At 54.5% G+C, this 12,609-nt stretch carries 18 protein-coding genes; 11 read left to right on the top strand and 7 right to left on the bottom strand.

Annotated elements, in window-relative coordinates; all coding sequences use genetic code 11:
- Window positions 1-1,060, top strand: a 1,060-nt coding sequence (glnA, locus tag ACREAY_RS05735) for a type I glutamate--ammonia ligase (protein ID WP_431754804.1), incomplete at its 5' end; no start/stop codon positions are given.
- Between the two features lie 115 nt (window positions 1,061-1,175).
- A complete protein-coding gene (locus ACREAY_RS05740; RefSeq protein ID WP_431754805.1) occupies window positions 1,176-2,183 on the top strand; it encodes a hypothetical protein in 1,008 nt (335 codons plus the stop codon).
- Here ACREAY_RS05740 and ACREAY_RS05745 read toward each other — a convergent pair.
- Both ACREAY_RS05745 and ACREAY_RS05750 read right to left on the bottom strand, forming a co-directional pair.
- The gene (locus ACREAY_RS05745; protein ID WP_431754806.1) at window positions 2,180-2,419 is read right to left on the bottom strand and encodes a hypothetical protein; all 240 of its coding nucleotides are present in this window, start codon (window positions 2,417-2,419) and stop codon (window positions 2,180-2,182) included. The genes ACREAY_RS05740 and ACREAY_RS05745 overlap by 4 nt on opposite strands.
- Entirely contained in the window at window positions 2,419-2,697 is a 279-nt protein-coding gene (locus tag ACREAY_RS05750) for a peptidylprolyl isomerase (protein WP_431754807.1), read from the bottom strand. Before ACREAY_RS05750 ends, ACREAY_RS05745 begins: the two co-directional genes overlap by 1 nt.
- Window positions 2,698-3,005: 308 nt before the next feature.
- Between ACREAY_RS05750 and ACREAY_RS05755 the strand changes: the two genes are divergently transcribed.
- Both ACREAY_RS05755 and ACREAY_RS05760 read left to right on the top strand, forming a co-directional pair.
- On the top strand, window positions 3,006-3,299 hold the full coding sequence (locus ACREAY_RS05755) for a hypothetical protein (RefSeq protein WP_431754808.1): 294 nt from the start codon (window positions 3,006-3,008) through the stop codon (window positions 3,297-3,299).
- Window positions 3,300-3,646: 347 nt separating this feature from the next.
- Window positions 3,647-4,219, top strand: coding sequence for a hypothetical protein (locus ACREAY_RS05760; protein ID WP_431754809.1), 573 nt, complete (start codon window positions 3,647-3,649; stop codon window positions 4,217-4,219).
- A gap of 129 nt (window positions 4,220-4,348) precedes the next feature.
- Here ACREAY_RS05760 and ACREAY_RS05765 read toward each other — a convergent pair whose 3' ends face one another.
- Window positions 4,349-4,903 carry an HD domain-containing protein gene (locus ACREAY_RS05765; protein WP_431754810.1) on the bottom strand — a complete coding sequence of 185 codons (555 nt, stop codon included), beginning with the start codon at window positions 4,901-4,903 and terminating at the stop codon, window positions 4,349-4,351.
- Window positions 4,904-4,984: 81 nt separating this feature from the next.
- Here ACREAY_RS05765 and ACREAY_RS05770 point away from each other — a divergent pair, with 81 nt between their 5' ends.
- The 3 genes from ACREAY_RS05770 to cobM are packed head-to-tail and all read left to right on the top strand — an operon-like array spanning window position 4,985 to window position 7,104.
- Window positions 4,985-5,581: a DnaJ domain-containing protein gene (locus ACREAY_RS05770; RefSeq protein WP_431754811.1), complete on the top strand. Its 597-nt coding sequence runs from the start codon at window positions 4,985-4,987 to the stop codon at window positions 5,579-5,581.
- 31 nt (window positions 5,582-5,612) lie between these two features.
- A complete protein-coding gene (cobI, locus tag ACREAY_RS05775) occupies window positions 5,613-6,341 on the top strand; it encodes a precorrin-2 C(20)-methyltransferase (RefSeq protein ID WP_431754812.1) in 729 nt (242 codons plus the stop codon).
- The gene (cobM, locus tag ACREAY_RS05780) at window positions 6,328-7,104 is read left to right on the top strand and encodes a precorrin-4 C(11)-methyltransferase (protein WP_431754813.1); all 777 of its coding nucleotides are present in this window, start codon (window positions 6,328-6,330) and stop codon (window positions 7,102-7,104) included. Before cobI ends, cobM begins: the two co-directional genes overlap by 14 nt.
- A 56-nt stretch (window positions 7,105-7,160) precedes the next feature.
- Here cobM and ACREAY_RS05785 read toward each other — a convergent pair whose 3' ends face one another.
- From ACREAY_RS05785 to ACREAY_RS05795, 3 genes are all read right to left on the bottom strand, one after another.
- A complete protein-coding gene (locus tag ACREAY_RS05785; RefSeq protein WP_431754814.1) occupies window positions 7,161-7,376 on the bottom strand; it encodes a hypothetical protein in 216 nt (71 codons plus the stop codon).
- A gap of 9 nt (window positions 7,377-7,385) precedes the next feature.
- Window positions 7,386-8,033, bottom strand: a complete 648-nt coding sequence (locus ACREAY_RS05790; protein ID WP_431754815.1) for a Snf7 family protein — start codon at window positions 8,031-8,033, stop codon at window positions 7,386-7,388.
- A gap of 106 nt (window positions 8,034-8,139) precedes the next feature.
- The gene (locus ACREAY_RS05795; RefSeq protein WP_431754816.1) at window positions 8,140-8,457 is read right to left on the bottom strand and encodes a hypothetical protein; all 318 of its coding nucleotides are present in this window, start codon (window positions 8,455-8,457) and stop codon (window positions 8,140-8,142) included.
- 90 nt (window positions 8,458-8,547) lie between these two features.
- On the opposite strand from ACREAY_RS05795, the gene ACREAY_RS05800 reads away from it, so the two are divergent.
- Together ACREAY_RS05800 and ACREAY_RS05805 are read left to right on the top strand one after the other, a co-directional pair.
- A complete protein-coding gene (locus tag ACREAY_RS05800; protein WP_431754817.1) occupies window positions 8,548-9,105 on the top strand; it encodes a hypothetical protein in 558 nt (185 codons plus the stop codon).
- Window positions 9,106-9,133: 28 nt separating this feature from the next.
- Complete coding sequence (locus ACREAY_RS05805; protein ID WP_431754818.1) at window positions 9,134-9,586, top strand: hypothetical protein; 453 nt, start codon at window positions 9,134-9,136, stop codon at window positions 9,584-9,586.
- Between the two features lie 3 nt (window positions 9,587-9,589).
- Here the strand turns inward: ACREAY_RS05805 and ACREAY_RS05810 are convergent, their stop codons facing one another.
- The gene (locus tag ACREAY_RS05810; RefSeq protein ID WP_431754819.1) at window positions 9,590-11,452 is read right to left on the bottom strand and encodes a sensor histidine kinase; all 1,863 of its coding nucleotides are present in this window, start codon (window positions 11,450-11,452) and stop codon (window positions 9,590-9,592) included.
- 331 nt (window positions 11,453-11,783) lie between these two features.
- On the opposite strand from ACREAY_RS05810, the gene ACREAY_RS05815 reads away from it, so the two are divergent.
- Complete coding sequence (locus ACREAY_RS05815; protein WP_431754820.1) at window positions 11,784-12,140, top strand: hypothetical protein; 357 nt, start codon at window positions 11,784-11,786, stop codon at window positions 12,138-12,140.
- Between the two features lie 35 nt (window positions 12,141-12,175).
- The coding region (locus ACREAY_RS05820; RefSeq protein ID WP_431754821.1) for a glutamate racemase at window positions 12,176-12,609 on the top strand (434 nt) is incomplete at its 3' end.

The raw sequence follows: 12,609 nt of genomic DNA on the forward strand, positions 1-12,609 counted from the left end.
GGGCTATGATACATCATATTGGGGGCCGGAAGTCGAGTTCTTTGTTTTTGATAAATTAGAAGTAGACACGATGACTCCGTACCGGGGCCAGAGCTACAGCATAAGCTCAAAGGAGGCGCCGTGGTCTGCTGACGGCGTGGGCTATACCCTCAGGCTAAAGGAGGCGTACCTGCCAAGCGCTCCGGGCGACACGCTCATGGAGTACCGCAACCAGTGCGTCGACGTGCTGTCAAACAACTTTGGCATAGTGACTGACGCGCACCACCACGAAGTGGCGACCGCGGGGCAGTGCGAGATAGACATCAGGTATGACACGCTGGTGAACGCGGCAGACAGCGTCCAGAGCTACAAGTACATTGTCAAGAACATTGCGAAAAAGAACAACATGATAGCGACGATGATGCCAAAGCCGATTGCGCTTGACAACGGCTCGGGCATGCACGTCAACGTCAGCCTGTGGAACAGGGGCAAGAACCTGTTCTACGACTCTGACGACGACTATGCGGAAATGTCGCAGACGGCCCGCTACTTTGGCGGAGGCATCATGGAGCACGCGCAGGCCCTTGCGGCCATCGTCGCGCCAACCACAAACTCGTACCGCCGGCTCGTGCCCGGCTACGAGGCGCCCGTTTACGTCGCATGGAGCACAGGCAACAGGTCTGCCATCATCCGCATCCCGGCGCATTTCAAGGGCGAAAAGTTTGCCTCCATGAAGAGGATAGAGTTCAGGGCGCCGGACCCGTCGTGCAACCCGTACCTTGCGTTCTGCGCTGTCATGGCGGCAGGCCTCGACGGCATCAAGAAAAAGCGCGAGATTGGCGATCCTGTCAAGGAGGACATTTTCAAGATGACGCCAAAGAGGAGGAAGGACCTCGGCATAACGCAGTTGCCGGCGTCGCTCAGGGAGGCGTACGAGGCCCTTGAAAGAGACAGCGCGTTCCTGAAACCCATACTGGACGGCGAGACCATTGAAAAGATAATCGAGCACGAGGAAAAAGAGCACGTGGAGGTCGCGGTCAGGCCGCACCCGCACGAGTTCTCGATGTACGCAGACGTCTAGTCACTCCCCAAAAGAGAGCCCCCAAAACATGTCCCGCAGGTGAACAGCGGCATGAGGCGGCGGCAAAAAGGGGCAAAAGGCAAGCGATAAGGCTGTGGCGCGCCAACACAATGCCGTGAAACAACTCGCGCTGTCTGCGATAATTGCGGCCGTGCTTTTCGGCGGCCTTGGGTCGCAGGCGCACGCAAACCAGCTGGACGCACTGATGCTGCCGGACGCCGACAGGTCGCAGATCCAGCTGACGGCCTTTCGCAACATAGAGATCCGCTACGCTGCGCAGAGCGCGATTGGCAAGATCCTGGACGGCGAAACCAAAAGGGTGGAATTCGTGGCAAGCGGCAAAGACGCGCAGGCAATAGTCGACAGGATAAACGAGATAATAAGGAGCGAAAGAAAGAGCCCAGTCACTATCCAGAACGCGACTGTGACCTATGTGGCGACGGTAAAAGGGTTTGCCGACAGGGCGCTTTTGTCCTATAACGTGGACGTCAAGGGCAACGTCACAGGCTATGTGCTGCAGGCGGAAAAGGGGAAGGAGCCTGCGATACTGGACCTTGACTGGAGGAACTTTAAGGTGGAAGGGCCCGTCGTGGCAGACACGCAACATGGCGCGATTGACGTCAACAGTCCCGCCGGCCCGCTGCATGTCCTCATGCCCGAGGTTGCCGACGAGCTTGCCGCGCTTTACATAATGCAAGACCCCATCCTGGATTTCAGCAGGTTCGGCCTGCCGATGAAGCAGTGGCACTACCTGTTTGACGTGACAGGCAAGCAGCTGGAGCAATACGACGTCTTTATCCCTGGCGAGGGCGGCACCGTGTCGATACACTCGATAGGCGAGAGCAGTTTCCGCGAAGGGACGTACCTGCCAGCTGAAAAAGACGAGGAGGCGACCGTCGCCGGCACGCAGGTGAAACTGCACGCAAGCACCCCGCCGCCGTCCGGCCACATAATTATTGCCGGCTACTCCAAGGTGCAGGAAAGCGAGGGCGCCGAGTATGCGCTTGTGAGCTCGAAATTCTCTGGCGGACCGGAATTCGGGTTCCAGTTCCAGGTGCTGATGGTGCTCGGGGGCATGATGGGCGCGATAGCGGTGTTTGTCCTGTACAAGAGCAGGCACTAGTACTGCCAGGCGCCGTCTATGCCGTTCCACCACGCCCGGTACGGCCGGGCGTCAGCGCCGATCTCTTCTTTTATCCTGTGCTCTATCGAAAAGAACATGTTTTCCATCGCGTCCGCTCCCCCGTCGGCATGCAGCTCCCTCCCGATGCCGACGACGCGCTCCTTGCCGGCGGCGCCCGGGTCCTTTATGCAGGCAGTCAGCAGGTCGTAGAGCTCCTCTTCGAGGTAGGCGTCCATCAGTCGACCCTCTTGATGATGTGGTAGCCAAATTCTGTCTTGACCGGCTCTGACATCTGACCCTTTTCCAGCTTGAACGCGGCTTCCTCAAAGGGCTTGACCATCATGCCGCGCGTGAAATAGCCCAAGTCACCGCCGCGCTTGCCGGAGCCCTTGTCTATCGACAATTCCTGCGCCAGCTTGGCAAAGCTCTCGCCTTTCTTTATCCTCTCTACGAGCGCGAGGGCCTCGCTCTGCTTTTGCACGAGTATGTGGGAGCACTTGATCTTGTTGGACATATGGCGCAATGAAAAGCGCGTGCAGAAATTAACTTTTTCGAATCAGAATTAGCCGTTGAAAGGGATGCAGCGTCGAATTATGGCGATGCGTTTAATGCGAGCGAGATGGAAAATAAAAAAAGAGAGGTGGAGCTAATTTTGCGCATTTGGCATCTTATCCAGCTATCCTTGCCGTTTGACAGGCATGCAAAGCCAGTTACAGAGAGTGTTGTTTATGTCTCTCCATGCCTTTTGCTTGACTTGCAGTATTTTGTTAGCGACGTTCAGTTTTCGAAATCAACATATAAGCGCCGTTGGACGTGCTCTTGATGTCCGAGGAACCTTTGCCGGCCGGGCCGATGCCTTTTCCAACGCTTACAATAATCTACGTGCCCTCAGAGGCGAGGGCAGTGGTTGAAGACGTGAGCCAGAAATACCCCAACGCGACGATAGAAGACTGCGTCGGGTTTTTCCACGGCAAGGAGCGGCAGTACAAGAAAGTGACGGTGTGGAGCCAAGGGATCGACAGCCTCTGGATGGACGCGGTGCTGGCAAGGACCAAGGAGCTTGCAGGCGTCGAGTTTGTGACTGTCGTTTCCGGCGGCATGATGCACATATTATAAGCCGCTTTTGTACAATCCAGGCGTGGACAAGAAAATAAGGCGGTGCCCGATATGCGGCTGCACCGAGCACTGGCTCGTTGGCTGCCATGCTCACAGGGGCAAGCACAGGCAGGGGCCCGACGGCCGATGCATCGTTGAATGACCATTTTTCAATTTTATTGCATAACGGGAGGCAGTCAGGCCCGAGGCAATTTAATACCACATAATACTATTGGCCTCATCCAATTACCTGTTGTCTTCCGATATATCGTTCAATTCGGCTGTCGAGTGTCATGACATGATATAGGAAAAACTTTTCAAGTTACTTGTGTGCTGGACGACTATTGCATGAGGACTCAGGATAGAACATGACCACCCTGGAATTGCTGGCTCAATGGAATTTGTACACAAACACCATAATTACAGTGGCTATTTTCGTTTCCTTGCGCTTACTTCTTTTCGACAAAAGGTCCTTGGTGTATCAGTTATCTGCGGACCTCTTGAGTAAGGAGTCGTGGACGCCGGAGACTCTGCCGGATTTAGGGCATTTTATTAGATCATTAGTAACGGCTTCTACAACTTTGGCAAGCATAGCGTTGGCAACAGTTGCATTCATTGCAACAGGACTCGCAAACTTGCCAGAAGCTCCCGAGAAGGTTGTCGGCATAGTGATGCTGCTTCTTTCATCTGTGCTATTTTTTTGGATTTTTGGCTTTACTATCACTGCAACATTGGCGGTTAGGAATCCGCAAAAGTTTGAACTTGTGATCAAAGTTTTAAAGATGTCGTATTTCCTCAATAGTATCGCAACGCTTCTATTTTTTGTCGGACTTCTTTGGGCAATTAGCATAATAAATCCGTTATATAGTATCATCACTGCCATCGGTTATTTCGTTTTGATTGGAGCAATGGTTGCAATCGATTCAGGGAAGCGATTATGACCCAATAAACATTGGGAACAAGCTACGGCACTGTCGTATTCTAATTTATCATAGTCCCCCTCGATAATTCTTTTAAGGCTACTCGCATTTTTGTATGCACTGGAAATACTGGAAACGCACACATATGCACTACTTGATTTCGTACAGCGCCACAGATAGCTTGAAGGCGAGCCGCTCGTCGGTGCCCTCTGCCAGCGGCACGACGTACTTTTGCGCCTCCTCTTTGAACCTGAGCGCCTTGTCGCGGTAGGCAAAATTCTTCATGGACCTTGCCATGTCGAGGCTTTCCGCGATTTTTATCAGCTTTGCCTCCCGGGGCTCTTTGGCAAGCCGGGCGAAATAGCGGTTTGTCTCTTCCTGTTTTTTTGCAGTAGAGCGGGCCAGGGACGCGACCTTGTCGCCGCATTCTGACTGGACGTCTTCTTCCGGCAGCGTGCCCAGCGCGTCGTGCAAGAGCGCGGCTGATGTAAGGTCAGCGTCGTGTATCTGCAGCTCTTCTGCCACCACGAGCGCCACCCTTATCGCATGGTTGACCGGGATCTCGTCGCCGCGCTGGCCCTTGTGCGCCTTGTTTGCAAGGGCAAAGGCGCGCGTCAATTTAACGACGTCGTCTGTGTTATCCTCGAAATGCTTCAAAAGGCGCGCAAATCCGGCCTTTGTAAAATCGTCAAATCCCCGTTCCATGCTTTTCGTGGCAAGGTGAGCCCTTATAATGATTCGGAACAAGACATAATAGTACTTGCCCGTACCTGACATGCAGTTATTTTGGCAGACAGCAAGGGCTACTATGCCATCCTGGGAGTTTCCGAGAGGGCTACGCAGCTAGAGATCAAAAAAGCCTACAGGCGCATGGCCAGAAAACACCACCCCGACAGGAACGGCAACGGCGCGCGCGGCGAGGACATGATCAAAAAGATAAATGCGGCGTATGAAGTATTGTCAGATGGCCACAGGCGTGCCCAGTACGACGAGGGCAACGTCGAGCACAAGGCAGAGCCGGAGCAGGCCCCCGATCACTTTCATGTTCGCGATCATCCCCACCAGGAGACCCGCGCGGAGAAGCTGAAGGGGAGGAAGGAGACCGGCGCTGCCGACCACTACCACGGCCCGACCCAGATAGAGACTCCAAAGAGCAGGTTCCACATCATAGTCGAGCCGTCGCTGTGCATGGCGTTTGGCAGCTGCGAGACGCTTGCGCCAAAGGTGTTTGTGGTGGAAAAGAACAAGAGGGTGAACCCAAAGGCGTGGGTGCAGTCCGAGGTAGGCGCCGACTATGAGACCATCCACGCCGCGGCGCAGATGTGCCCGACGAAAGCGATAAAGATTATCGACCGGTATACGGGCGAGCAGCTCTTCCCATAGGGATTTATTGCCGTAAACTTGCCGCAACCTCATGAAGCTATACTGCGTCGGGTGCGGGCCGGGAGACCCCGAGCTCTTGACCGTAAAGGCGGTCAACCTGATAAAAAGCGCCGAGGTGATATTTGCGCCGACGGCGAGGGAGGGCAAGCCCAGCATCGCGCTTTCCGTCGTCGACCAGTACGTTGACAAGTCCACGAAAACCGTGAGCCTCGTCTTTCCGATGGTAAAGGACAGGGAATCGCTCAAGGACTACTGGGTGCGCAACGCCGGCGAGATAGCAGACGCGGTGAGGTCCGGCAAAAAAGTGGTCTACCTCACGGTCGGCGACCCGGCGCTCTATAGCACGTGGATTTACATTCATCGCGAGCTGAAAAAGAGCCATCCTGACATCGAGGTGGACGTTGTGCCGGGCGTGGCGTCTGTGTTTGCAATAGCAAACAAGGCCAAGATATCGCTTGCAGAAGGCGAAGAGACGGTGGCAATAGTGCCGGCGTGCTATGACATGGACCGCGTAAAAAGGACGGCGGCTGCGTGCGACACGGTAATATTTCTCAAGGACGGGAGGTATTTTGACAACGTGATTGACATGCTGGGCGAGGCAGGCTTTCCCGACGACGCAATGATTGCGATAGCACAGGACGTGTCGGCGCCGGAAGGCGAGATACTGGAAGTAACGAGACTTGTCGACCAGCGCGGCAGGAAGGGGCCGACGGAAAAGTACTTTTCGATAATGGTGGCGAAAAAGAATGCAAGACAATAAGACGGTGTATTTCGTAGGATCGGGCCCTGGCGACCCGGAGCTGATAACGCTAAAGGCAAAAAGGCTGGTCGAGCAGGCAGATGTCATCATCTACTCCGGCTCGCTTTTCAACCCCAAGAACCTTGAATACGCGAGAAAGGACGCGGTGCTTTACGATGCCGCGGTAATCGACAGGGAAAAGATCTACCAGGTGCTGCGTGACTCGGCCCTTGAGGGCAAGCTTGCCGTCCGGTTCCACGATGGCGACCCCGCGCTCTTTAGCACCATCCGCGAGCAGATTGACAAGCTGGAAGCGGACGGCATCACCTGCAAGGTGGTGCCCGGCGTGACTGCCATCCTTGGCGCGGCAGCCGACCTGAAGCTGGAATTGACGCTGCCGGGCATAACCCAAAGCCTCATAATAACGAGAGCAGAGCTGCGGACGCCCGTGCCAGAGAGGGAGTCGATAGCGGAACTGGCAAAGCACGGCGCCACGATGGCCTTTTACCTCAGCGTGCACCTGATAAGCGACGTCGTAAAGGAACTATTGAAAGGCGGTGTATATACAGATCAGACGCCGGCTGCCGTCGTCTACCGGGCGACTTGGGAAGATGAAAAGATAATCAAGGGCACCCTTGCGGACATTGCCGAAAAGACGAGGAAGGAAAAGATAATCAAGACCGCGCTCATCATCGTGGGCGACGTGATTGCGCCCAAGAAATACGAATACTCCAAGGTCTATGACGCGGGCTTTACGCACGGATACAGAAAGGCGGAAAAGTAAAAACGCAAAAGTATTTTTTACGACAGAAATAGAGTAAAAAGAAAAAGAGGAGGGGTTTAGGCCCTTCTTGCCCACGCGGTCACCGTAATCGTGCTGACTGCTGCGCCCACGATGCCCGTGATGGAAGCAAATACGATGCTTGGGTCCACCATCAAGCTGGGTATCCATTCAGCGAGTGCCTGCCCGACCACTGGCGACGCGAGGAACGCAAGGAAGCCTATCGCAAACCCGATTGCTGCAAATATTCCTACTATGCCTGTTCTCGATGCCATCATGATCACCTATTGTTGCTGGTTGCCCTCCGACACGCGGTAGCCCGGCGCCGGGATGAAGGGGAACCTGTCGTTCACCTTCTGCTCTGCGACTGCGGACGCTTCCATCATTATCTGGTCGATGTCGCCTCCATAGCCGGTGTTCACCTCTACGCCCATGCCTCCGCCCTGGAGCGAGTCCATCATTATGCCGCTCAGCAGGTTCTGCATGTTGCCGATCTCGGCATCCGCGCCAGGGACAAATCGTCCTAGCGATGACTTTAATCCCTTTATCGAAGTCATTGCCGGGCCCAGTGCCACCATCGCGTCTCCGAGGTCGTGGATGGTCCCCAGCCTCATAGACACCTGCTCAAGGGCCATCTTGGCCTGAGAGAGCGTCTTTGAGATCTTGCGGACCTCTGCTAACTCGTTTGAGAGCACCTTTGCCGTGTCTGCGTCGTGTTTCTGCATGGCGTCAACGACGCGCCTGAACAGCGATGCGTCCCTCTCGTTCAGCTTGGCGATCATTGTGTCTAATTTTGATGTCTGTAACTGCAGTTTGTTGACTGCGGTCTCTATCCTCGGTTTCAGCGCTCCCTGCGGTCTCAGGGACTCCCTTAACTTGTCGCTGCCCGTGGCTCTGCTCTGGTTGCTCCAGTTCTTGTCGAAGCCAGTCATGGAAAGGCATGCTGATATTCGCTTTTAATTTCGGGTGTATAATCCGGTAAACCAGTAGGTTAGCTATCGCGCCAAGTTGTTGAGACGCGCCCGGCGGCGCGCTTTTCTAGAAAAAAGTATAGCGCGGCTTTAGTGGTATCTTTAACACTTGTTGCATGGCGACGTTGCCCCAGGCACCCATGCCCCTGCCCTGCCCGCCTTCGGCCGGCCCGGTAACCTGGCTTACTGCTATATCAGTTGGTGCCGTAGGCGGCCACAGCATCGCGCAGTATTCGCCTGCGCTGCCTGCCTTCTCGAGGCTTGCCATCTCCATGTTTTCCTTTTTGAAACCGGCCCCCGCAAGCTTCTCCTTCACCGGCTCTAGCATGTTGCGCTGGCCGTGGACAATGATGTAGACCTTTTTCGTGCTGTCTATAGCGGACATAGCACGAGAGGGCGCAAACGGCTACTTTAATGCTGCTAGGGTGCGCCATTCAGCAGGCATATAAGCGCGGCAGGGATTTTCTATCAAAAATTGATAGTTGCCGACTCGCACATGGCCATGGTCCTGCCCGACGACATTGCAGGGCGCATGGCAGATTTCATGTCAGGCAAGGCCGGCTTTCCCTTCATAGGTCGCGACGAGACCGTCTGCCTGATGTACCTGTACGGCAGGGCGGCAGGGGTAAAGCCCGAGGAGGTGGGTGAAGCGGCAGGCCTTGCGCAGCGCACCGCGGGCCAGATGGCCATCGACATCGACGGCTATGCCAACAGCTCTGCCGGCAAGCTCGACTCTGAATACATCAGGAGCAAGTACCTCAACAGGGAACTGCAGCTTGCAGTCGAGAACAAGCAGGCCAAGCTCGCAGGCGACCCGGCGATACTGTCGGACTGCTTTGCGCAGCACGTCGCGCACTACAAGCAGGATTATTTTTTCGGCCTGTACGGCCCGCTGAGGGAAGCAGAGCTCATTGCCGACGTCAGGCCGGCGCTTGCCGGCAGGATGGTGATGGTCGGCTATAACCGCAAGAGCGAGCAGGAACTGGGCAGCCATCCGCTGATACCGGTCTATGTATGGTTCAAGGAAAGGTAGTAATACGGTAGGCGGGCTTTTAACAGCGTTGCAGAAAAGGGCGCCCATCGTGCGGTTCTCCGAGTTTCTGGGCATGGGCTACTTTGGGGATGAAAGGCAGCACGTCATTGCCCCGATATTTGACTCGCGCCACAACGCGGAGAAGGGGTGGGCCAGGGTCATGGAGGGCATGGCGGCGTTTCACGCCGTCTTTGTAGAGCACGCGGCAAAGTACGAGTTTATCGCCTACCCGCTCGAAATGGGCGAGGACAGGATAAACTATGTCCTCTACAGGTCTTTTTCGAGCCTTTCAAGCGTAAAGAAATTCAAAGAGACGTACGGCGGGCAGACGTACATCAAGTTTGGCTGGCACGACCTCACGAGGCCGAACAAGTTCGACGTGATGGCAAGCTACGCGCCCGTGGACGGCGTAGAGTTTATGAAGATAGAAGAGGTCAAGCCCGGCTCGCTTGCAGACAGAGCAAGCAAGAACGAGCTGTAGGCATCATTTCTGCATCTGGATCTGGTGCAGCGGCAGGGTAAACGAAAACGTCGCGCCCCTGCCGTCTTTATTGTTTTCCGCCCGTATAGTGCCCCCGTGTGCCTCTATGATGTTTTTTGATATGAACAGCCCAAGGCCTGTCCCGCCTGCGTCAGAAAACGATGCGAACTTTTGGAACAGCAGCGGGGCGATTGCAGGGTCTATGCCTTTGCCCCCATCCCTGACGCTTATGACGGCATGGCCGCCCTCCCTTTTCAGGCTGACGGTTATCTTGCCGCCTTCGCTGAACCTGACCGCGTTTTTGATTAAATTGGATAGCACCTCGTACAGCCGTGACTTGTCGGCATCGACTACCAGTTGATCCGCCCCGGGTACAAGCTCTATCTCGACCCGCCTTTCTTCCATCGTGAAACCCCTGGTGTCGGCGATGATATCCGCGAGATTATTGTTGAGGGAAAATACCTCCCTGTTCAGGGCAAGGGTCTGGTTATCAATCCTCGCCACTTCCAAAAGGTCTGCCGACAGCTTTTGGAGCCTCTTGGCGTTGCGCTTTATGATATCAAACTGCTCGAGCGAAATCGTTACTTTTTCGTCGCCGTTTTCCGGCTTGACCATCTCAGTAAGCACTACTATCGGCGTGATGGGCGTCCGCAGCTCGTGCGCGGCGATATTCACAAATTCCCTCTGCGCCTTTTCCTTGCCTGCAAGCTTCTGGTTTGCGTCAGCCAGGTCCCTGTTAGAGGCCGCCAGCTGCTGGTTTGCCTGCGTGAGCAACTGGTTTGAATCGGCAAGCGACTTGTTGGTGTTTTTGAGTTGAAGAGTCTTTTCGCTGACCAGGTCTTTCAGCCTGTTGTTCCAGCTCAAAATCATCAATACTATAAACGCCGACACGGCGCCCATGGCCATTATCATATAGATGGTCGACTGCTGCTGTTCTTCCAGCAGTGCCCCGACGCGCGATTCAAGGTTGTAGGGGGCAGTCACGTACAGGGTAAAGTAATGCTTTCCGACTACGCTCACTGGCGAGTAGGCCACCAAGCTCGTCTTGCCAAAGACAGAGAACTCCTCGGAGCCCGGTGCGTATCCCTCTATTGACTTTTTCAAGAATCTGGAAACCCTTTCTTTCTCTGCCGCAGAGATGTCATTTCCGTAAACCTGTGACTGGATCTCTGGGCTAAGGGCACTCTGGCCTGTCAATTCCGGCAATCGCCCTTTTGCTATTGTCCCGACCTTGTCAATCACCGTGACAGTGCTAACGATCTCTTTTGAAATTTCGTCATCGAGCAAGGTTGCAAGATTGCTTGTCCTGATGGCAGCTACGACGACTCCGCGAAAGTCTCCCTGCGAATCAAGTATGGGCTGCGAGATATACATCCTAGAAACATTGTCTACAGATAGAGCCAGCGTGCTGGCAAAAGCGACGTGGTCCCGGGCAGGCACCTGAAAGTAATCCCTAAAGCTCAGGTCGCTCCCCCTGTACTCAGGGAACTTGCCGGTGTCTGCCTCGCTGTACGTTACCATCCTGCCGTTTCCGTCAAGCCAGTAGTATCCCTCCGTCATGTCCATGGTCGAGAGTTGCGCAGTATCTAGAAGCCCCTGCACCTGATTTCCAGACTGCACGGTAGGCGCCTTTGAAAGGATGATAAGGTTGGAAGATATCGTCTCGAATTTGTTGGTAAGCGAGTTTGCAAGATCGTATGCGGACACCTTTGCGGCCGTCCTTATCTCCTGGTTGGCAAGCTCGGATATCTTGCCTGAAATCCTTTCTGCATTTGTGAATGAAAATAGTGATACCATCGCGACGGATATAGCTATACTGATCATTATCGCAATGTTCAGTTTTGAGAAGGATACGGCGACAGGCAAGTTATTCTAGGCTAGAATACCCGAAGGGCATCATATAAAAATCGTATTGGAAGATGTTTCTTGGGAAAAGTTATGGTTGATTGTTTTAACGAAAAAGGTGGGTTAGGCCCTGCCCGGCGTTCCCGGGCAGGCGGTGATTTGAGACTTGCTGGTAGATGCCAACGCCAGACTTCCTGGAAATTAGGCACCATTAGTTAGGCCAGCCTAATATTTAAACGCCAATACGATTCTTGCCGGCGGTGAACTGCCCATATCCAAAGACATGGCTTCTTCAGGCTTGAGAGCAATTTGGGAAAAATCTTATCTTGCACCGGGAGGTCAGGGACGGTGCTTGGGACAAGATCTTTGCAGCAGTATAAGCGGGCTCCACGAAAACATTATCTCGGCCGTCCTCGTAAACGACGGCTCGATAGTCCAGTGGAAGGCAGGGCCGGGAGTAAAGATGCCGGGGCAAAAAGAGATGGAAGGCATTGCGCTCCAGCGCCTTATCATGATGTCTATTGCCAAGGCACATCAGAGCTCTGGCAACGTACATTTCAACGTGACGCGCTATGACGAATTTGATGTGTTGCTGTTCGACCTGCAGCAGGCCAGAAAGGACGCGTTGCTTCTAATAGTCAACGTCCGGAGGCCCTACGCGCTTGAAAGCCTGGCCGGTGGCATAATGAACATCGCAAAAGGCGCGTAGGCTGAAATTTATACCTCGTTCACAGCATGACAACGTTGACAAACAACCCCGTAGCGGTCTTTGACTCGGGCATCGGCTCGCTTTCCATAATCCGCGAGCTAAAGCGCGAGGTGCCTTACGAGGACCTGCTCTACTTTGCCGACAGGGCCCATTTTCCCTACGGCGGCAAGTCTCACCAAGAGCTGCGTGAGTTGATGGTCAACACAATAGGTTACCTGAAGCGGTTCAAGCCCAAGCTCATCGTCGTCGCCTCCAACACGCCTTCGGTGCAGGTGCTCGACGAACTGCGCAGGACGATAACAGACGTCCCCCTGATAGGCGTACGGCCGCCGCTAAAGGAGGCGTCCCGGCTCACAAAGAAAAGGCACATCGGGATAATGGCGACTGAAAGCACGCTCAGGAGCAAGGAGCTGGAGAACCAGATACGCAGGGAGGTGCCGCAGCACATACTCCTCACAAAGTTCAACGC

Source organism: Nitrososphaera sp., assembly GCF_050748925.1.
Classification (GTDB): domain Archaea; phylum Thermoproteota; class Nitrososphaeria; order Nitrososphaerales; family Nitrososphaeraceae; genus Nitrososphaera.

What these genes read in the sequence shown, in the direction of transcription:
- ACREAY_RS05765 (WP_431754810.1), bottom strand. Translation starts at nt 4,903, where the DNA reads ATGGAACGGGGATTTGACGATTTTACAAAGGCCGGATTTGCGCGCCTT.
- ACREAY_RS05755 (WP_431754808.1), top strand. Translation starts at nt 3,006, where the DNA reads ATGTCCGAGGAACCTTTGCCGGCCGGGCCGATGCCTTTTCCAACGCTT.
- cobM (WP_431754813.1), top strand. Translation starts at nt 6,328, where the DNA reads ATGCAAGACAATAAGACGGTGTATTTCGTAGGATCGGGCCCTGGCGAC.
- ACREAY_RS05790 (WP_431754815.1), bottom strand. Translation starts at nt 8,033, where the DNA reads ATGACTGGCTTCGACAAGAACTGGAGCAACCAGAGCAGAGCCACGGGC.
- ACREAY_RS05785 (WP_431754814.1), bottom strand. Translation starts at nt 7,376, where the DNA reads ATGGCATCGAGAACAGGCATAGTAGGAATATTTGCAGCAATCGGGTTT.
- ACREAY_RS05750 (WP_431754807.1), bottom strand. Translation starts at nt 2,697, where the DNA reads ATGTCCAACAAGATCAAGTGCTCCCACATACTCGTGCAAAAGCAGAGC.
- ACREAY_RS05795 (WP_431754816.1), bottom strand. Translation starts at nt 8,457, where the DNA reads ATGTCCGCTATAGACAGCACGAAAAAGGTCTACATCATTGTCCACGGC.
- cobI (WP_431754812.1), top strand. Translation starts at nt 5,613, where the DNA reads ATGAAGCTATACTGCGTCGGGTGCGGGCCGGGAGACCCCGAGCTCTTG.
- ACREAY_RS05745 (WP_431754806.1), bottom strand. Translation starts at nt 2,419, where the DNA reads ATGGACGCCTACCTCGAAGAGGAGCTCTACGACCTGCTGACTGCCTGC.
- ACREAY_RS05760 (WP_431754809.1), top strand. Translation starts at nt 3,647, where the DNA reads ATGACCACCCTGGAATTGCTGGCTCAATGGAATTTGTACACAAACACC.